This is a genomic window from Xanthomonas axonopodis pv. maculifoliigardeniae, from assembly GCF_041519315.1.
Classification (GTDB): domain Bacteria; phylum Pseudomonadota; class Gammaproteobacteria; order Xanthomonadales; family Xanthomonadaceae; genus Xanthomonas; species Xanthomonas euvesicatoria.
Genome location: NZ_CP167998.1, coordinates 4465154 through 4485490, shown reverse-complemented (window position 1 = coordinate 4485490; position 20337 = coordinate 4465154). Strand labels below are relative to the sequence as shown.

Genomic DNA, 20337 nt, shown 5'->3' with positions numbered 1-20337 from the left:
GACGCCGTGCGTTTGCTGCTGGTTCTTGCTTGCCCATCATGGCGGGACAGGCTGCCACTATGTCCCTGTAGCTCTCCCGTGGTGTCGATGCCGCGTCAGGTCGCGCTGCGTGGGCCGGCGAGGACCAGTCGAAAGTGTCGGTATGCAGGACTGCGAGCAAGGCATGCCGGCTTGGCCGCCGGACTCTTCTTCTCTTCATGATCAGAGCGCGCCTGCGTGAAGCACGTGCCGCTAGAGAACATGCGTTTCTAGGGAAAAGCGCCAGGGTTGGCGCGTTCCACAGCCTCACGCCGCGTCGGCATACCACGGCGCCGTAAGAATCGCCTCGCCGCTGGCATCGGCCGTGAGCGCATCCAGGCCGTGATCGGGCAGGTCGGGGTAGCGTTGGCGAGCCTGTTGCAGGATCTCGCGCGCCAGCACTGCCATCTGCGCGACATTGCCGTGGATGCGTGCGACAAACGCATCATCGTCGAGTGTGTCGTTCAAGGCGCCATTGAGTTCGTTGAACCAGCCGATCAGGTATTGGTCCAGCAGCCGTCCGCTGCCGGCGGCGATGCCCTGGGCGGTATTGCGCACGCCCCATGCATGCAGCACCTGCTGCATTGCCAGGTTCATGTCGCGCGCGTGCAGGAAGTCGTTCTTCATGCGCGAGAGCAGGCTGAGATGGGCGATGCGACCGCTGCAGAACAGCGGTGCCAGCAACGACCAGTAATAGGTGTAATCCCAGATCACCTTGACCGGCATGACCTGCTCGTCGCCGAACAGCGCGTACTGATCCTGATACAGCGTCAGCGTGTTTTCGTAGAACGAGAAATACAGCTGCTGGTACAGCTCCACGTACGGGCTGAGCGACTTGCCGGCGCGGTCGCGGCCGATCAATTCGCAGATGTAGGTGTTGGAGATGGCGATGAAGTCGCTGCCCGGCGAATAGAACGGGTCCAGGAATACGCCCGCTTCGCCGGTCAGTGCCCAGCGCTGTGACGAGAACACCTGCTTGCAGCCATACGAGAAGTTGCGCAGGAACAGAAAGTCCTGCAGCCGGTAATCGGCCTGGTCGAGCGTGGCGGCCACCTGCGGCTGATGCGTGCGCAGCCAGGTCATCGCCTTCTCGTGGGTGTTCATGCTCTCCAGCGGATGCAGGTCTGCATCGCAGACGATGCCCAGCGAATGCGCACCCGACGACAGTGGGATCAGCCAGAACCAGTAGCCGGGCCCGCACATGTGATTGGTCGAACGCCAGCGGTCCGGCGGCGTGCAGCGTTGCAGCCAGCTGCTGTCCTGCGACCAGCCGTTGGGGTCGATCAGGCCTTCCACGCGCCACCACACTGCATTGGCGTTGTGCGCGTTGTCCTGCGCCAGACCGAGCTTGCGCTTGAGCAGGCCGGCACGTCCGCTGGCATCCACCACCCAGCGCGCACCCAGCGTGCCTGGCGTGCCGTCGCGTTCGAAGCGCACGGCGTGGTCGCTGTCGTCTTCGGACAGGTCCACGCCCTTGACGCTGCAGCTGTCGATGAAGGCAATGCCCTGTGCACGCGCGCGTTCGCCCAGAAAATTTTCGAAGCGGCCGCGGTCGATCTGCCACGACGGCGTGGGCAGGATCTTGCTCACGCCCAGTTCGGTGCAGCGGTCGATGTCGTGGCGTTGGTCGGAGAAGAAGAACCGGAAACCGAACTTGCGGATCTGCTCGGTCTCCAGATGCTCGCGCAGGCCCAGTACGTCGGCAAAATAATGCGCGCCGATTTCCACCGTGGATTCGCCGACCTTGAACGCGGCCTCGCGGACCGGATGCGCGCGCCGTTCCAGCACGGTGATGGCAAGCTGCGGATCGCGCTGCTTCAGTTGCAGGGCCAGGCTCAGGCCAGCCAGGCCGCCCCCGGTGATCACGACATCGGCGCGCTGTGCATTCATGAGGAGTGCTTGCTCTTGGTGACCGCGGGGACAGTAGCAAATTCGCCATCGGGATCGTCAACGATCACCGGGTTGGCGCGCACGCGCCGATATTCGCGCCACACATGGCCGTGTGCCCACACCTGTTTGACCACGTGCGAGGTGATATTCCACAGGTCGCGCACCAGCCGGAAATGGCTCTTGCGGAAGGTGCCCGGCGAGGTGCCGGCGTAGCGGGTCTCGATCGGCACGGCGACCACGCGCGCGCCAGCCTGGCGTGCGGCCGAAATCAGCAGCTGCGCTTCGAACACGAAGCCCTCGCCGGGCACGTTGGGCAGGGTGAACACCGAGGCCGGATACAAGCGTTGGCCGCTTTGGCTGTCGATCAGGCCGAAGCCGCACCCCCAGGCAATGCCCCAGTCGCCGAAATCATTGCCGATGCGGCGGATGGTGGGCTGGGCGGCGCGCTTGCGCATGCGCGCACCGATGATCACGCAGCCTGGGTGGCGGTTGGCGGCGGCCAGCAGGCGCGGGAAATCGGCCGCCTTGTGCTGGCCATCGCCGTCCATGGTCATCACCGCGCGCATGCCAAGCCGCTGTGCTTCGGCAAAGCCACTGCGCAGTGCCGCGCCCTTGCCCATGCGCTGCGGGTGACGGATCAGCGTGACCGGCATGCCGGCGATGCACTCGGCGGTGCCGTCGTCGGAGCCGTCGTCGATCACGATGACGTGCGCGCAATAGGTCAGCGCGTCGGTGACCACTTCGCGGATGCGCAGCGCCTCGTTCAAGGCCGGCACCAGGATGGCGGTGTCCTCGCGGCTCAGCGGTTGCCGGCTCATTGCCGGACCTCCACGCGCAGCACCCGGCCCGGCGTGGCATACAGCGCCACGCTGCCGCCATTGCCGGCCAACAGGTCCAGCAGCGGCAGCATCGGCGCCATTGCATTGCCGGCGATGTGGCGCGCCAGCGCGCCATCGCCGGGCGAGGGCGCGCCGTCGTCCAGATGTGCGTGCAGCTGCGGCTTGCCGGCCTGGCCGGGGGCGCCCAGCACCAGCGCGCTACCCAGCAGCCCCTGGCTGGGGGCGACGCGCCCGAGCGGCCCGACCGAGCGGGCGTCGTAGCTGGCCAGCAGCACGGCCTGGGCGCCGGCAGCGCGTTGCACCAGCGCTTCCAGCAGGCCCTGCGCAAAGCTGCCCAGGCTGGCGCTCATCGCCGTGGCCGGGGTCATCGCACCGGCGCCGATGGTCCAGTAGCCGGCGGCGGCGTTGTGCACCGAGTTGTGGAACTTGGTTGGCGAAATCGCCAACGGATCGCTGGCCAGCGTGGTGCACATGTAGTCGGAGATGGCCAAGTCGCCGTAGGTCGAGGTAAAGATCGACGGCAGGCTGGCCGGGTCGCGGCCTGCGGCGTTACAGGCGGCCAGCGCGGCTTCCAGCGACACGGCCACCGTATCCGGCGCACGCCGGCGTTCGTTGGCGGCCAGCAGCTGCGGCGCCGGGCGGGCGGGGGTTTCCTGCAGGGCGCCGCCGCGCGCGAAGGCGCTGGCAGCGTCCCAGTTGGGCAGACCCTGGGTCCAGAAGCCGATCCCTTCGATGGTCGCGGTCAGCATCAGCGGGCCCGCCCGAACAGCAGCGAACAGTTGTTGCCGCCAAAGCCGAAGGAGTTGTTCATGGCGTAATCGATGCGGGCATGGGCGTTGTCGAAGCGGATTTGCGGGCCACAGGCCGGGTCGGGGATGTCGCTGTTGAGCGTGCCGGGCAGCACCTCGTCGCGCAGCGCGAGCAGTGCGATCACCGATTCGACGATGCCGGCCGCGCCCAGGGTGTGGCCGGTCCAGGCCTTGGTCGAACTGGCGTGCAAGGTGCCGGGGAAGATCGCTGCCACTGCGGCGGCTTCCACGCTGTCGTTGGCCGGCGTGGCGGTGCCGTGCAGATTCAGATAGCCCACTGCGGCCGGCTCCAGACCGGCGCGGTCGAGCGCACCGCGCATCGCCAGCTGCGCGCCCAGCCCTTGCGGATGCGGCGCCGACATATGGTGCGCGTCGCTGGATTCGCCGTAGCCGTACAGCCACAGCGCGGCATCCGGTGCGGCGGCCGGGCGTTCGAGCAGCGCAAAGCCGCCGGCCTCGCCCAGGCTCAGGCCGACCCGGCGCGCGTCGAACGGCTGGCACATCTCCGGCGCCACCACCTGCAACGAGTTGAAGCCGAACAGCACGCTGCCGCACAAGGTGTCCACGCCGCCGACCAGCGCCGCGTCGATCACGCCGGCCTCCATCAGCCGCGCCGCCTGGGCGAACACCTTGGCGCTGGACGAACAGGCCGTGGCCACGGTCACGCACGGGCCACGCAGGCCGGTGGCGTGCTGCACGAAGTCGCCCAGCGAATGCGGGGTGTGCACGATCGGGCGATTCAGATCCTCGGGGAAGCGCGCGCCGTCGGCGTCGTCGACCAGCCGCGTATACGCTTCTTCGCTGGCGCCGATGCTGGAGGTGGAGGTGCCGATGATCACCGCTACCCGCTCGGCGCCGTAGCGCTGCGCGGCGGCCTGCACGGCCTGCGCCATCCCGTCCTGCTGCAGGGCCAGCCAGGCCAGGCGGTTGTTGCGGCAATCCCACGCGTGCAGAGAATCGGGCAGCACAACCTCTTCAACGCCATCGACGCGCCCGACCCAGCAGGGCAGCAGCGGTTGCGGCCCGAAATCGTTGCGACGCAGGCCGCTGCGTCGGGCGGTCAACGCGGCGGCCTGGGCGGCAAGCCCGGCACCGAGTGCGGTGGTGGAAGTGAACGCGGTGACGGCAACCGGGGCCATCTGGGACGAATGCTGCGCTTGGCTCACGATGGTCTGGCTGGCAAAAAGTGCGGTCAGTATATCGATGGCGCGCGTGGGTCCCGTGGACGGCGCAACTGAACGTCACCGTCATGTCGCTGACGCGGCTGGGATTTTTCGCACAGGCCGCGCTTTCGCCGTCGCCGCAATTGCGACACAATCGACGCGACACATCTCTCTTCCGAGCGCGACCACGCGCGCATGCACGCCTACGTCTATAAAAGCCAACGCAAGCAGGACACCTTCGTCTATCTCGCCACACGTGACGATTTCTCCGGTCTTCCTGCCGCCGTGCAGGCGCAGCTGGCGCCGTTGACGTTCGTGCTGGATGTGGCGTTGACGCCGGAGCGCCGGCTGGCGCAGGCCGACGCGGCCACGGTGCGCGAGGCGCTGGGCAAGCACGGCTTCTATCTGCAATTGCCCAAGACCATCGTGCTCGCAGGCGAGTGCGACCATGACTGAGCCTGTGCGTGGCGCACGGATGCGCGCCGCAACGCTGGCCGGTGCGGCTGGCGTGGTGCTCTGCCTGCTCGGTGGCATTGGCGGCGTGGTTGCTGCGCTGAGCTTGTGGCTGGCGCAGCCGGCGTTCGCGCTGGCGGTGTCGTGGGCACGTGGGACGCGCGCAGTTCCGGGCCAGCCGCGCGCGGTCGCGCAGGCGCTGCCGCCGTTGCTGGCCATCTGGGGCGTGGGCCTGCTGGCGCTGGCTGCGCTGATCAGCTGGCCGCTGACCGCCCTGCGCGACAGCGGCAGCCTGGCTGCCGCGCTGGCGCTGAGCGTCGCAGTCAGCGCGGCCTTGCTGGGGCTGTGGCGGACCTGGCCGTTGTGGGGCGAAGTGGAACGCGACGGCGGCGCGCTGGCGCCACGCTGGCAGGCGCTGGCCGCGCAGGAATTGCATGCCTGGCGCGGCCTGCTGGCGGCTGCACTGGTGCTGGCAGTGTGCACCCTGGCCGTGGTGCTGGCCTGGCCGGGCTGGTTGTCCGGCGGCCTGCGCTGGGGCTTGGCGGTGGCTGCCGGTGTGCTGCTGCCGGTGGCCCATCTGCTGCTGCAACGCACCGCCGCACCCATGCGCAGCGATGCGCCGCATACGCGCCAGGCCGCCGATTTCTTCTCCGAAGCCGCCGCCGAACCGCGCCCGCTGGAACCGGTGGCCCGGCATCAGCTGGTGCCCGAACTCTTCGAGGCCGCGCGCAGTGGCCGGGTGGACCGCGCGCTGCAATTGCTCGAGGCCGGTGCCGACCCGCAGGCGTTGCCGCTGCCGGAATGGCGCGATCAACGCAGCCTGCCGGCGCTGGCGGCCGTACTGCCGGATCTGCGCCTGCTGCGTGAGTTGATCGTGCGCCGCGTCGACGTCAATCAACCGCATCGCGGCATGACCCCCTTGCTGGCCGCCACCCGCGACAGCTGGCACGGCCGCCCGGATGCGGTGATGACCTTGCTGGCCAACGGCGCCGATCCGCGCGCCAGCGACAACGACGGCAACACCCCCTTGCATCACGCCGTGCGCAGTTCCGACCCGGGCGTGGCCGCGCTGTTGCGCGATGCCGCCGCCGAGCTCGACGCGCTCAACAACGAAGGCCATTCGCCGTTGGCGATGGCCTGCCAGGTCGGCAACTGGCGGCTGGCCAAATTCCTGCTGGAGCGCGGCGCGCAGTCCGAACCGGAGGGCGGCGCCCCGGTGCTGCTGGCGGCAGCCGGTACCGAAGAAGACGACCCGGCCGGCGTGCAGTTGCTGCTCAAGCACAAGGCGCGTGTGGATGCGCGCGATCGCCAGCGTCGCAGTGCGCTGCACGAAGCCGCGCTGGCCGGCCACGGCGACATCGTCGAGGCGCTGTTGTCGGCCGGAGCAAATCTGGAAGCGCGCGATCTGCTGGGCCGCACGCCGTGGCTGGATGCCGCGCGCCAGGCACGCAGCGCCGTGCTCGAACGCCTGGTCGCGCGCAAGGCCGATGTGCTGGCCATCGATGGCGACGGCCGCAACGCGTTGATGCTGGCCTGCGCCGCCGACAATGTGTCGCCGGCGCTGATCCGCCGCCTGCTGGACCTGCAGGTACCTGCCGACAGCGTGGATGCGCACGGTCGCCGCGCGGTGGATGTGGCCGCCGAGGCCGGACGTTGGGCGATCGTGCAGCTGCTCGATCCCGCTTACCCGTTGCCGGCCGCGGTCAGCGACGCGCAGGGCGAGGCGCCTGGCGTTGCCGTGCTGCCCGATCGCCCGCCGCTGGTGCTGCTGCGCGAAGGCCTGCAGCTCGGGCAGCGCGACGGTCTGGTCGCGCTGGCGCGGCTATGCGCCCCGGAAGAACTGGGCGGCCTGCTGCACGACGCGCATCTGGCCTTGAACGCCGAGGCGGTCGACTGGCTGCTGCGCCATGGCGCCGATGCCGAAGTGCGCGACGCCTGCGGCGATGTCCCGATGTTTGCGCTGCTTTCGCGCGGCGTGGAGGCGGTACCGGCGCTGCAGGCGTTGCTGCGGCATGGCGCCTCGCCGGCAGGCGCCGGTGGCCTGACCCGGCTGCTGAGTGCCTGCGTGCAGCACGATGCGGCATCGCGCGGGCTGGAACAGTTCGCGCTGGAACTGCTCGAACGTGGCGCCGACCCCTTCGCTCCGTCGGCTGCCGGCGATCCGCCGTTGTCGCTGGCGGTGCGGCTGGGCTGGCTGCGCCTGCAGCAGTGGTTGCTGGAACATGGCGTGGACCGCGAAGCGCGCGACAGCCACGGCATGACCGCGCTGCATCTGGCCACCGCGCTGGGCCGCGATGCCTCGCTGAAACTGCTGGTCAAGCAGGGCGCCTCGCCGGAAGCGCGCGCTGCCGACGGGCAGACCCCGCTGGGCGTGGCGCTGTCGATCGGCCGCCGCGATCTGGCCGACTGGCTGGACTGGCGCATTTGGTCGCTGCCGCGCCGCACGCTGCGCGAAGCGGATGTGCCGGCCGCCGCGATGACCGGCGATACCGATGCGGTGCGTCGCCTGATCGATCTCGGCCTCGCCGTCGACGCCGTCGACGCGCAAGGCTGCACCGCACTGCTGCGTGCTGCCGGTGGTGGCCATCTTGGCGTGGTGACGCATCTGCTCGGCCGCGGCGCCGATCCGCAGCGCGCGGCCAACAGCGGCGCCACGCCGTTGTCGGCGGCCGTGAGCATGCGCCAGACCGAGATCGTGGCCGCCTTGCTGCAGGCCGGTGCGCAGATCGAACACCGCCTGCCGGGCGGGGTGACCGTGCTGATGCTGGCCTGCGCGTTGGGCCTGCCGGACATCGTGGCGCGCCTGCTCACCGCTGCGGCCGACGTGCACGCCACCGACAATCAGGGGTTGGCGCCGCTGCATTGCGCGGCGTTGTACGGCTTCACCGCGCGCGACAAGAACCGCCTGTTGGCCCTGCTGGACACCTTGCTGCTGGCCGGTGCCGACCCGGACTACCTGGCCGGTGGCCGGGTCAGCCCGTTGCTGCTGTTGCTGGGCGCGCGTGCCGAACCGGGTACCTCCTGCGACGAGCAGGTGGTGCTGGCCGGCGTCGAACGCCTGCTCGACGAAGATGTCTCGCTGGATGTGGCCGACCAGCGCGGCTTCGGCCCGCTGCATCTGGCTGCACTGCACGGCCTGCCGCTACTGGTGCAGCGCCTGCTGCGGGCCGGTGCCGATGCCGACCGCCGCGATGCGCTCAACCGTACCCCGCGCGAGATCGCCATCATGCGCGGCTTCATCGACGTGGCCGGCCAGTTCGAACCCGCGCTGCCAGGCGTCTCTTCGATGGCGCGCTTCCTGCGCGAAGGCCGCTGAACCAGCGCGTCGGGTAACCGCTGCGGGTGCCGTTCGTGTGCAGCCGCACCCGCCTGCGCAGCCCCACCGCCGAGCGCGTCTTCGCCGACTGGCCCGGCGTGCAGGCGCAATCGGCCGGCTGGCGGCCGATGCGCAAGTGCAGGTCAACCCGGAGTTCCTGCAGGACGCAGGTGGTGCTGGTCATGGAGCGTCGCCGCGCACCTACGCCATCGCCGGGTGATCTGCCTGCAGCGTCCCGACGAGGATGCGTCTATGCACCCGGCACTGGTACGCCGCCTGGAACACACGGTGCCACCGCTGCTGGGTTTACCGGCGCAGTCGTAACCTGATCCCGACACGACCCATGCAAGACTGCGCGTTCTTTCGCCTGAAGGAAGCGCCCAACCAATGAGCGTGCGTATCGAGGACCACGCAATGCTGGGCAACTGCCACAGCGCGGCCCTGGTCGACCATCGCGGCACCATCGACTGGCTGTGCCTGCCACGCTTCGATTCCGATGCGGTGTTCGCTGCCTTGCTGGGCGAGGAACAACACGGGCAATGGGCGTTGTCGCCGGCTGCCGACTTCCGCAGCGAGCGCGCCTACCAGGACGATAGCCTGGTGCTGTGCACGCGCATGATCACCGACAGCGGCGCGGTGGAACTGATCGATTTCATGGTCGCCAGCGAAAACGGCGAAGTCCATCAGCATCTGGTGCGTATCGTGCGCTGCGTGCAGGGCAGCGTGCCGATGCACATGCGCCTGACCTTCCGCTTCAACTACGGCCGCACGGTGCCATGGGTGACGCGCATCGTCGATGGCATCCGCGCCATCGCCGGCCCCGACCAACTTGCATTGCGTTCGCCGCAAACGCTGCGCGGCCAGGACATGGGCACCGAAACCGACTTCACCCTGCGTGAGGGCGAAAGCACCTGGTTTCTGCTCAGCCACGGCGCCTCGCATCAAGCCACGCCGCCCTTGATCGACGCCGAACAGGCGCTGCAACGCACCACCGCGTTCTGGCACGGCTGGGCGCGCCGCTGTACCGATGTCGGGCCGTGGACCGAGCAGGTGCGCCGCTCGCTGGTGGTGTTGAAGGGGCTGAGTTATCTGCCCACCGGCGGCATTGTCGCCGCGCCCACTGCCTCGTTGCCGGAGCATCTGGGCGGCACGCGCAACTGGGATTACCGTTACTGCTGGCTGCGCGATTCGGTGTTCACGCTGATCGCGTTGTTGCAGGCCGGGTACCGCGACGAAGCGGCAGCCTTTCGCGATTGGGTCCAACGCACCATTGCCGGTTCGCCGGATCAATTGCAGGCGCTGTATGGCATTGCTGGCGAGCGCCGCTTGCAGGAATGGGAAGCGCACTGGCTGCCCGGCTATGAACATTCCGGCCCGGTGCGCATCGGCAACGGCGCGGTGGATCAGTTCCAGCTCGATGTGTATGGCGAGTTGATCGGCGCGTTCCATTACGCCCGCGAAAAGGGCGTGGGCCTGCCGTCCGACGACGACGGATCGTCTGCGTCGCTGCTGGAAAAGATTCTGGAAACGCTGGAAACCCTGTGGCGCGAACCCGATGAGGGCATCTGGGAAATCCGCGACGAGCGCCGCCACTTCGTGCATTCCAAGGTGATGGCCTGGCTGGCCTTCGACTGCGGCGCGCGCGATGGCATCACCAATGCAGACGCAGAAAAACGCGCGCACTGGGGCCGCATTGCCGAAGAGATTCGAGCCGAAGTCCTGGAAAAAGGCGTGCATCCGGACGGTCACTTCGTGCAGAGCTATGGCTCGGACCGGCTGGACGCTTCGCTGCTGCTGATCCCCATCGTGGGTTTTCTGCCGCCGGACGATCCGCGCATCGCCGCAACTGCCGATGCGATCGCACGCGATCTGACCATCGACGGGTTGGTCGAGCGCTATCGCGCCGACGACAGCGCCGACGGTTTGCCGGCCGGCGAGGGCACCTTCCTGGCCTGCAGTTTCTGGCTGGTGGAAAACTATGCATTGCTCGGCCGCACCGACCAGGCGCGTGCGCTGCTCGAACGTCTGCTCGGGCTCTGCAACGACGTCGGTCTGCTCGCCGAAGAATACGACCCGCGCAGCAAACGCATGCTCGGCAACTTCCCGCAAGGGTATTCCCACGTGGCCCTGGTCAATGCGGCATTGCGCCTGCATGGACGCATGGGCGAAAAGGAAACGCATCCATGAGTGAGCAAGCAACCACACCGCCGTGCATCATCGTGGTGTTCGGCGCACGCGGCGATCTGACCAAGCGCCTGGTCATGCCGGCGCTGTACAACCTGCGCCGTTCCGGTGCGCTGGGCGATGAGTTCGCCATTGTCGGCATGGACCATGGCGACATCAGCGAACGCGCGTGGCGGACCAACATGGGGCAGTCGATGACGCAGCTGCTCAGCAGTCGCGATGCCGAATTCCAGACCGATGAATTCGACACCGCCACCTGGGACTGGTTGCGCGAGCGCATGCATTACCTGCGCGGCGACTTCACCGATCAGGGAGCCTACCGATCGCTGGGCGGCGTGCTGGACAAGCTGCACAAGCGCTATGGCACGCAGGGCAACGTGCTGTTCTATCTGGCCACCGCCGCGCGCTTCTTCGAGCCGGTATTGCTTAACCTGGGCGAGGCTGGCCTGGTCAGGCAACGCGAAGGCGAAGGCTGGCGCCGGGTGATCGTGGAAAAACCCTTCGGCCACGATCTGCCCAGCGCCCAGCATCTCAATGCCACGGTCGCCAAGGTGCTGCACGAAGATCAGGTGTTCCGCATCGATCATTTCCTGGGCAAGGAAACCGTGCAGAACATTCTCGCGTTCCGCTTCGCCAATGGCTTGTTCGAGCCGGTGTGGAATCGCGATCGCATCGACCATGTGCAGATCACCGCGGCCGAAACCATCGGCGTGGAAGGGCGCGGACGGTTCTACGACCCCACCGGCTGCCTGCGCGACATGGTGCCGAACCATCTGTTCCAGCTGCTGGCGATGATTGCGATGGAACCGCCAGCGGCGTTCACGACCGAGGCGATGCATCGCCGTCGCGCTGAAGTGATCGAGGCGGTGCGCCCGATCAAGCCCGAAGATGTGGTGCGCGGGCAATATGCCTCCGGCGCGGTCAATCGCAATGCGGTGCCGGGCTACCGCGAAGAAGACACCGTCCCCGACGATTCGGACACCGAAACCTACGTGGCGATGAAGCTGCAGGTGGACACCTGGCGCTGGGCCGGCGTGCCGTTCTACCTGCGCACCGGCAAGCGCCTGCGCGAACGCACCACCGAGATCGCGATCCGCTTCAAGCCCGCGCCGCTGGCGCCGTTCCGCAGCACCGAGGTGGGCGGCTACGGCCCCGACTGGCTGGTGCTGCATATCCAGCCGGACGAGGGCATCTCGCTGCAGTTCGACGTCAAGCGCCCGGGCGCGCAGGTGGCACTGGCGCCGGTGCGCATGGACTTTCGTTACCGCGACTGGTTCCCCAAGGAATACACGGTGGGCTACGAGCGCCTGCTGCAGGACTGCATGAACGGCGAGGCCGGCCTGTTCCAGGATGCGGCGATGGTGGAGGGCGCATGGCGCATCGTGCAACCGATCCTGGATGCATGGAAACAACCGCCCAGCGACTTCCCTAACTACGCCGCAGGCAGCGCCGGCCCCTCGGCCGCCGACGCATTGCTGGCCATGAACGGCGGACACGCCTGGCGCGCCCTCACGCCCGGCCGCAAACCGCCGCCGCGCCGCCCCCCAGAAGCGCGTGCTGGTGCTGCGACGCCGGTGAAGAACGCCACCCGGAAGACGGCAAGCAAGGTCGGCAAGGCACCGGCCAAGAAAGTCACCAGGGCGTCTGCCAGACGCGCGTCCGCCGCTACAGCGAAGTCCTCGCAGGATGCGGCGACGTCGTCTGGCAGCGCGGCCAAGAAAGCGGTGCGCAAACGCGCCACCAGCAAGGTCGCAAAAACCGCCGCCAAGACGGTGAGCAAGACCGCGGCGGGCAACGGTGCAGCGAAGAAATCGGTGAGCAGAACCGCAGCGCGTACGCCACGCCGCTGAGGACGCGAGCGGCATGCACTCGCTGCAAATGTAGGAGCATGCCCGCGCGCGGCGGGCTTTCCGTTGACGCCTGTTCGCGCGCAGGCGCGTTCCTTCGGAAGAGCTCAGCGGTCCTGCGTGGTGGGTGCAGGTTCCCCATCCACATCCGCCTTGACGTCGGCTTCGAACAGATTCATCAGGTCGGCACGTGCATCGCGCGAGGTCTGGATGACCTTGGCTTCGTCGTCGTAGACCAGGTGCTGGCGGCGTAGCAGGTCTTCGTCGTGCTGGCGGAAGCGTTTGACGTGATCGTGTGCGAGGGCTTCGCCCAGGCCGAGCGAGGTGAGGACGCGTTCGCTCAGCTCCAGGCTGGAGGCGAAGACCTCGCGGAACGGTTCTGCGCCCAGGTCCATCAGTTTCCAGGCATGTTGGCGGTTGCGCGCACGCGCCAGCACGGTGGCTTGCGGGTACAGGCGACGGATCAGCCGCACCGTCTTGATGTTGGTGTCCGGGTCGTCCACCGCGATCACGAACACCTTGATGCGCTCGGCACCGGCAGCGCGCAGCAGCTCGGGGCGGGTGGGGTCGCCGTAATACAGCTGGCTGCCGAACCGACGCAGGTCTTCCACCGTGTCCGGGTTGTGTTCCAGCGCGACGAACGGCACATGCCGTGCGGTGAGCAGGCGCGCGACCACCTGGCCGAAGCGGCCCATGCCGGCGACCAGCACCTTGGGGGTCTGTGCATCGATGGTGTCGTACGGGCGATCAGGCTTGGGCGCGCGCACGCGCAGCGGCCCGTTGAGGATGCGCTGCATGCCGAGCAGCAACAGCGGGGTCAGTGCCATCGACACGCCCACGATGGCCACCAGCCGGTCGTGATTGGCCGGCTCCAGCAGGCCCACGCGGTCGGCTTCGTTGAACACCACGAAGGCGAATTCGCCGCCCAGCCACAGCACGCTGCCCAGCATCAGGCTGCTGCGCAGCGGTAGCTTGGCCACGCTGCCGATACCCACCAGCAGCGAGAACTTCACCACCAGCAACATCGCCACGCCTGCTGCGATCAACCACGGCTCGGCCACCACGCGGTGGAGATCGATCCCCATGCCCACCGAGATGAAGAACAGGCCCAGCAGCAAGCCTTCGAACGGTTCGATCTGCGATTCCAGTTCGTGGCGGAATTCTGAATCGGCCAGCAACACGCCGGCGATGAAGGCGCCCAGGCTGGCGCTCAATCCGGCCTCCTGCATGATCCAGGCGGTGCCCAGCACCACCAGCAAGGCGCTGGCGGTGAACACCTCCGGCATGCGCGTGCGCGCCACCACGTTGAACAGGTGACGCAACACAAAGCGCCCGCACACGATCACCAGCGCCAGGGCCGCCATCGCCTTGGCCACGTCCTGCCATTGAAGCGTTGCATTCTTGCTGCCGCCGAGCAGCGGGATGGCCGCCAGCAACGGGATCGCAATCAGATCCTGGAACAGCAAGATGGCAAACGCCAGCCGCCCGTAGTCGCTGCTCAGCGCCTTGCGTTCGGCCAGCAATTGCAGCCCCACCGCGGTGGAGGAGAGCGCCAGCGCCACGCCGACGATCAACGCGCTCTTCCAGCCCAACTGGGCTGCCATCAACAAACCGCCCAGGATCACCGCCGTCACCAGCACCTGGGTGGCGCCAGCGCCGAACACCGAATGGCGCATCACCTTCAGGCGCGCCGGCGACAGTTCCAGCCCGATCACGAACAGCAGCATCACCACGCCGATCTCGGCCGCGCCGCTGATGCGTTCGGCATCCTGCACCACGCCCACGCCATCGGGCCCGAGCACCACGCCGGCGACCAGGTAGGCCAACACCGCACCCAGGCCGAAGCGCTTGAACACCGGCACTGCCACGATGGCGGCCAGCATCAGCACCAAGGCCAGTTCCAGACCACCGCTATGCATGCGTACTCTCCATTGAGGCACGCATTATGACGCGCAGTTCCGTTGGCCTGCGCGCACGCGTGTGCCATCTGCACGGCGACGACGCGCGGCTGCGCGATGCGGCCCGGCACCTATCTGCGGATGCGCGCGCGGATCAGTCCGGCACCGCCTGCGCCTGCACGGTCAGTGCGCATGCAGCGCATGGCACCGCACACGGTCGACACTCCGTGCGAGCAATCAGCGGCTTTTAAGCAGAAAACGCCGATCCAGCGGCTGCAGCGGGCGCGCATTGAACGGGTACACGCGTTCGAACGCGTTGATCTGTGCCTCCGACACCTGCACCGGCTGGCTGAGCACCACCCAGTCCACCGTTTCGCTGCACGGCGGCGTGGTCAGCGAGCCTTCGTAGCGATAGAAGCTGCGTTGATTGCTCGGCGGAAGAAACGCCTCGGCACTCACCGTTGCGTTGGCGACCTGCCGGGTCTGGTCCTTGTCCTTGGGCATGGCGTCGAGCACCCGCTGGAACGCCGGGTTGGCCTTGCCGGTTTCGAAGAAGATCGCCAGCACGCCCAGCGTGCCGTCCGGGCCCTGGTGCACCAGATGCGCCTCCATCGGGAAACGCCGGCCGTTCAACAGGTGCTCGCTGGGGTGATGGAAGTGCAGTTGCAACGCTTGATACTGCTTGCCGCCGGTCGCCATGGTGCCGCCGTCGTGCAGATCCAGCTGGATGGAATGGCCGGTGTTGCGCACGACCAGCGGCACGGCGCTGTAGCTCAACAGCAGCGTGCCCAGGTTGGCGTCGATGGCGCCTTTCAGATCGATGGGGCTGTTCTGCTGGCCATTGCCGCACAGCGCATTTTCCTTGGCCAGCTCGGCCCAATGCTCGGCACCTTCCGGGCCGGTATAGCCCCATTCGTGCCCGCTGTGCGGCGCGGTCTCGTGCGCCTGCACCGGAGTGCTCTCGGGCAGTGCGGTTTGCGCCATGCCCACCGCGCCCCATCCGGCGGCGATGCACAGGCACAGCGGGCTGATGCGACGTAACAGAAGCGACCTTGAAACGGGCATGCACAAACTCCGGAAGGAAAACGCACTGCGTGGATGCGATGGCCGATGCCATCGCGTAAGAGCAACGCATCGGGCGCTGCGGGAAGCGGACTGTAGCAATGAACTGTGACGGTCAGCACGGCGCGGCGACAGGCGGTTGCGCGGCGCCATCTCGGCGGTGCATCGGCACCTGGCAACCCGCCTGCCCGGCACGCATTGGCGTATCGCCGCGCGAGCGTCCCAGCCTTTCCGCAACGCTGCGCAACCCCCCTGCGCCGGCACGCCACAGGGCGCTTCCCGGAGGGTTGGCCGCCAGCGGCACGCAGCGGGCGCCGTGCCGCTGGCCTTGGCGGCAGTCAAGCCGGCCACGCAGCACCCGCTCCGCACCGCTGCCCGCCAACGCATCTCGTCTCAACGTGCATAACGCGCTTTAAGCGGCCTGCGCGCAGGGCATTGACCAAGCCGACTCAGGCGCGCAGACTGCGCCGCGCCATCACCCGGATCACCGGTCGGTACGCACCTTTGGAGCCCTTCCCCATGTCCAGCGACAGTCACCCTAGACCCGGGTCGATGACCCAGCTGGCGCGCGCCTGAGGCCCAGGTTCGCCGGCTGTCATCGACGACGGTCGTCACCAGGCGAACCACCATGTACGACCAAACCCTGCGCCTTGCCGAAGGCGTCGATGCACTGACCGCACCCCTGGCCGAACTCAACACGGCCGATGCGGTGGAATATCTCAACACCCTCGACCGCGACGACGCGGCGCAGGTGCTGGCCGCATTGCCTTTGCTGCGCGCGGTGAAATTGCTCGAACAGCCGGAGTTGCGCGATGCCAGCATGCTGGTGGCGTCGCTGCCGGCCGAGCAGGCCGCCACGCTGCTTGGCCAGATGGCCGACGACCGCGCCACCGATATCTTCCATGGCCTGGATGCCGAGCAGCGCCAGCCGCTGCTGTGGCTGCTCAGTGCCGAGGCGCGGCTGTCGATCCAGGCGCTGATGCGCTACCCGCCCAACACCGCCGGCGCGCTGATGACCACCGAGTTCGTGGCCGTGCCGTCGGACTGGACGGTGGGCCGCACCCTGCAGCACATCCGCGAAGTGGAGCGCAGCCGCGAGACCGTCTACGCGATTTATCTGCTCGACCCGCACACCCGCGTGCTGCAGCAGGTGGTGACCATGCGCCGCCTGATCACCGGCGCGTCGGAGGCGCCGATCCTGGACGTGGCGCAGGTCAATCCCCCGGTCACCGTGGACCCGGCACTGGACCAGGAAGAAGTGGCACGGCTGATCCGTCGCCACGACCTGCTGGCGATCCCGGTGGTGGATGCGCGCGGCCACGTGCTCGGCATCGTCACCGTGGACGATGTGCTCGATGCGCTCATCGCCGAATCCACCGAAGACGTGCACAAGTTCGGCGGCATGGAAGCGCTGGACAAGCCGTACATGCAGATTGGCTTCGGCCAGATGATCAAGAAACGCGCCGGCTGGCTGAGCGTGCTGTTTCTGGGCGAAATGCTCACCGCCAGCGCGATGCAGCACTTCGAGGACGAGCTGTCCAAGGCGGTGGTGCTGACCTTGTTCATCCCGCTGATCATGAGCTCGGGCGGCAATTCCGGCTCGCAGGCCACCTCGCTGCTGATCCGCTCGCTGGCGCTGCGCGAAATCCGCCTGCGCGACTGGTGGAAAGTGGCGCTGCGCGAACTGCCCACCGGCCTGACCCTGGGCGCGATCCTGGGCGTGCTGGCGATCGTGCGCATCACCATCTGGCAGACCGCCGGCCTGTACGACTATGGCCCGCACTGGCAGATGGTGGCGCTGACCATCGGCGCGGCGCTGATCGGCATCGTCACCTTCGGTTCGCTGTCCGGCTCGATGCTGCCGTTCGTGTTGCAACGCTTCGGCTTCGACCCGGCCAGCGCCTCGGCGCCCTTCGTCGCCACGCTGGTGGATGTCACTGGCCTGGTGATCTATTTCAGCATCGCCGCGCTGATCTTGAGCGGCACGCTGTTGTAGAGGCCTCGCGCTCGGGTAATCACGGATGCATGCACGTGCGCATGCATCCGTCACCCCATGCCCTGAAACGCCAGTGCGTGTACCGTAGCGCGATGGCATTCGCGTCCCCCGTCCGATGAGTACGTACCACCTGCAGCAGGTCTTTCGTCCCAGCACCGTCGCGGTGGTGGGCGGCAGCCCGCGCGAGCGCTCGGCCGGGCGGGCGGTGGTGCGCAACCTGCGCGCGGCCGGGTTTCCCGGCCGGATCGGTTGGGTGAGCCCGCGCTATAGCGAGATCGATGGCGTGCGCACGGTGGCGCGGTTGACCGATCTGCCGTGGGTACCGGACCTGGTGGTGATTACAGCGCCGGCGCGCATCGTGCCGCGCATCGTCTCCATCGCCGCGCGGCGTGGTGTGGCGGCCGCCATCATCCTCACCGCCGGCCTGGGCAGCGGCCCCGGCTCGCCGGCCGCGCGCATGGAGTCGGCCGCGCGCGCCAAGGGCATGCGCATCCTCGGCCCACACTGCCTGGGCGTGATCGCCCCGCATGCGCGGCTCAATGCCAGCATCGCCGCGCATTGCCCGCAGGCCGGCGACCTGGCGTTGATTTCCGAATCCAGCGCCATTGCCGCCGCGCTGGTGGAGTGGGGTGTGGCGCGCTCGGTCGGGTTTTCGGCGGTGGTGTCGCTGGGCGATACGCTGGACGTGGATTTCGGCGATCTGCTCGACTACTTCGCCACCGACTACCGCACTCGCGCGATCCTGCTGTACGTCGAACGCATCGGCGATGCGCGCAAGTTCATGTCGGCCGCACGTGCCGCCGCGCGCGCCAAGCCCGTCGTGGTGGTCAAATCCGGCCGCCAGTACCGCATCAATCCCAATGCCGACACCCACGCGCAGGCGCTGGCCGGTTCGGACGCGGTGTACGGCGCGGCGTTCGCACGCGCCGGGCTGTTGCGGGTGGGCGCGCTGGACGAGCTGTTCGCCGCCGCCGAAACGCTGGGCCGGCTCGGCAGTTTCCCGGGCCGGCGCCTGGCCATTTTGAGCAACGGCGGCGGGGTGGGGCAGCTGGCGGTGGACCAGCTGGTGTTGCGTGGCGGCACCCTGGCCGAGTTGTCGCCCAAGACGCTGGAAAAACTCGATCAATCGCTGCCGGAAGGCTGGTCGCGCAGCAACCCGGTCGACATCATTGTCGACGCCGACGGCGCGCGCTATGCCGCAGCGATCGAAGCGCTGCTGGACGATCCGGAAAACGACGCGCTGCTGGTGGTCAATGTGCCCACCGCGTTCACCTCCTCGGCCGATGCGGCCAAGGCGTTGACCCGCGCGCTGGACCAGCGCAACCGCTACCAGCGCGACAAACCGGTGTTTGCGGTGTGGCTGGGCCAGGACGATGCGGCGATCGCCGCGCTCAACGCCGCACGCGTGCCCACCTATGCCACCGAATCGGATGCGGTGCGTGGCTTCACCCACCTGGTGCGCTACCGCGAGGCGCAGGCGGCGCTGATGGAAACCCCGCCCAGCCTGCCGGAAGACTTCGTCGTGGATGCCGGCATCGCGCGCACGCTGGTGGAAGAGGCGCTGGCGGCCGGCCGGCGCTGGCTGGATCCGGTCGCCACCAACCGCCTGCTGGCCGCCTACGGCATCCCGGTCGTACCGCTGCAGGTGGCCGCCACCGCCAACGAGGCCGCATTGCTGGCCGACCCGTTGCTGGCCGTCGGCCGCACCGTGACATTGAAAGTGTTGTCCAGCGAGATCGCGCATAAGTCCGACGTGGATGGCGTGCGCCTGAACCTGTCCAGCGTGGCGGCGGTGCGCGAAGCGGCCACCGGCATCCTGGCGCGTGCGCGCGCCGCGCATCCCCATGCAGTGATCGAAGGGGTGATCGTGCAGCCCACGGTGCTGCGGCCCAAGGCGCGCGAACTGATCGCCGGCATCGCCGACGACCCGGTGTTCGGCCCGGCGATCGTGTTCGGGCGCGGCGGCACCGCAGTGGAAGTCATCAACGACCGCGAGCTGGCCCTGCCGCCGCTGGATCTGCGCCTGGCCCACGAACTGATCGGCCGCACCCGCGTCTCGCGCATCCTCAAGGCCTACCGCGACGTGCCGGCCGCCGACGAGCGTGCGGTGGCGCTGGTGCTGGTCAAGCTGGCGCAGCTGGCCGCCGACATCCCCGAAATCACCGAGCTGGACATCAACCCGCTGCTGGCCGACCGCGATGGGGTGATTGCGCTGGACGCCCGCGTGGCGGTGGCGCCGGCGCGCAAGCTGCACAAGGGCCGCGGCCATCCGCGCTTTGCGATCTTCCCGTACCCCAAGGAATGGGAGCGCCAGATCGGCCTGGGCGATGGCACCCATGCGCTGGTGCGCCCGGTGCGCCCGGAAGACGACGCGCTGTTCCGCGCCTTCTTCGCCCGCGTCACCGACGAAGACCTGCGCCTGCGCTTCTTCCAGTCGGTCAAGCATTTCAGCCATGAATTCATTGCCCGGCTGACCCAGCTTGATTACGCCCGCTCCATCGCGCTGGTGGCCATCGACCCCAAGACCGGCGACATGCTCGGCGCGGTGCGCCTGCACGCCGATGCCGATTACCAGCGCGGCGAGTACGGCATCCTGATCCGCTCGGACCTCAAGGGCCACGGCATCGGTTGGCAGCTGATGCGCATCATGATCGAGTACGCGCGCTGGCTGGGCCTCAAACAGATCGAAGGCCAGGTGCTGCGCGAGAACCGCACCATGCTGGCGATGTGCCAGAGCCTGGGCTTTGGCGTGCGCCCGGATCCGGACGATGCGACCCTGATGGCGGTGACACTCCCTATAATGGGCGAGCCGCGCCCGGCCTGACGTTGCGTCACGCCGCGGTCCCCCATCCTCCACTGCAC

Annotated in this window: 12 protein-coding genes and 1 pseudogene; 7 read left to right on the top strand and 6 right to left on the bottom strand. The window is 68.1% G+C overall.

The window, feature by feature from the left end:
- Positions 1–285 precede the first annotated feature (285 nt).
- The 4 genes from ACDH77_RS19160 to ACDH77_RS19145 are packed head-to-tail and all read right to left on the bottom strand — an operon-like array spanning position 286 to position 4695.
- On the bottom strand, positions 286–1908 hold the full coding sequence (locus tag ACDH77_RS19160) for an NAD(P)/FAD-dependent oxidoreductase (protein ID WP_338339860.1): 1623 nt from the start codon (positions 1906–1908) through the stop codon (positions 286–288).
- A complete protein-coding gene (locus ACDH77_RS19155) occupies positions 1905–2726 on the bottom strand; it encodes a glycosyltransferase family 2 protein (protein ID WP_372353596.1) in 822 nt (273 codons plus the stop codon). The genes ACDH77_RS19160 and ACDH77_RS19155 overlap by 4 nt, the downstream gene beginning before the upstream one ends.
- Positions 2723–3496, bottom strand: a complete 774-nt coding sequence (locus ACDH77_RS19150) for a beta-ketoacyl synthase chain length factor (RefSeq protein ID WP_014091382.1) — start codon at positions 3494–3496, stop codon at positions 2723–2725. Before ACDH77_RS19150 ends, ACDH77_RS19155 begins: the two co-directional genes overlap by 4 nt.
- Positions 3496–4695, bottom strand: a complete 1200-nt coding sequence (locus ACDH77_RS19145) for a beta-ketoacyl-[acyl-carrier-protein] synthase family protein (RefSeq protein ID WP_014091381.1) — start codon at positions 4693–4695, stop codon at positions 3496–3498. Before ACDH77_RS19145 ends, ACDH77_RS19150 begins: the two co-directional genes overlap by 1 nt.
- 219 nt (positions 4696–4914) lie before the next feature.
- Here ACDH77_RS19145 and ACDH77_RS19140 point away from each other — a divergent pair, with 219 nt between their 5' ends.
- From ACDH77_RS19140 to zwf, 5 genes and pseudogenes are all read left to right on the top strand, one after another.
- Complete coding sequence (locus ACDH77_RS19140) at positions 4915–5175, top strand: YcgL domain-containing protein (RefSeq protein WP_005914803.1); 261 nt, start codon at positions 4915–4917, stop codon at positions 5173–5175.
- Entirely contained in the window at positions 5168–8488 is a 3321-nt protein-coding gene (locus ACDH77_RS19135) for an ankyrin repeat domain-containing protein (protein ID WP_372353595.1), read from the top strand. Before ACDH77_RS19140 ends, ACDH77_RS19135 begins: the two co-directional genes overlap by 8 nt.
- A gap of 26 nt (positions 8489–8514) precedes the next feature.
- A pseudogene (locus ACDH77_RS19130) lies at positions 8515–8812 on the top strand (phosphotyrosine protein phosphatase).
- A 63-nt stretch (positions 8813–8875) separates the two neighbouring features.
- On the top strand, positions 8876–10675 hold the full coding sequence (locus tag ACDH77_RS19125) for a glycoside hydrolase family 15 protein (protein ID WP_127167708.1): 1800 nt from the start codon (positions 8876–8878) through the stop codon (positions 10673–10675).
- On the top strand, positions 10672–12522 hold the full coding sequence (gene zwf, locus ACDH77_RS19120) for a glucose-6-phosphate dehydrogenase (RefSeq protein ID WP_164740349.1): 1851 nt from the start codon (positions 10672–10674) through the stop codon (positions 12520–12522). Before ACDH77_RS19125 ends, zwf begins: the two co-directional genes overlap by 4 nt.
- Positions 12523–12626: 104 nt before the next feature.
- Here the strand turns inward: zwf and ACDH77_RS19115 are convergent, their stop codons facing one another.
- Positions 12627–14438: a monovalent cation:proton antiporter-2 (CPA2) family protein gene (locus ACDH77_RS19115; RefSeq protein ID WP_008575111.1), complete on the bottom strand. Its 1812-nt coding sequence runs from the start codon at positions 14436–14438 to the stop codon at positions 12627–12629.
- 216 nt (positions 14439–14654) lie between these two features.
- Entirely contained in the window at positions 14655–15482 is an 828-nt protein-coding gene (locus tag ACDH77_RS19110; protein WP_014091373.1) for a carbonic anhydrase, read from the bottom strand.
- Positions 15483–16107: 625 nt separating this feature from the next.
- Between ACDH77_RS19110 and mgtE the strand changes: the two genes are divergently transcribed.
- Both mgtE and ACDH77_RS19100 read left to right on the top strand, forming a co-directional pair.
- Positions 16108–17475: a magnesium transporter gene (mgtE, locus tag ACDH77_RS19105; protein ID WP_008575115.1), complete on the top strand. Its 1368-nt coding sequence runs from the start codon at positions 16108–16110 to the stop codon at positions 17473–17475.
- Positions 17476–17590: 115 nt separating this feature from the next.
- Positions 17591–20299 (top strand): bifunctional acetate--CoA ligase family protein/GNAT family N-acetyltransferase, encoded by a 2709-nt coding sequence (locus ACDH77_RS19100; RefSeq protein WP_218556031.1) that lies wholly within the window; start codon positions 17591–17593, stop codon positions 20297–20299.
- Positions 20300–20337: the final 38 nt, after the last annotated feature.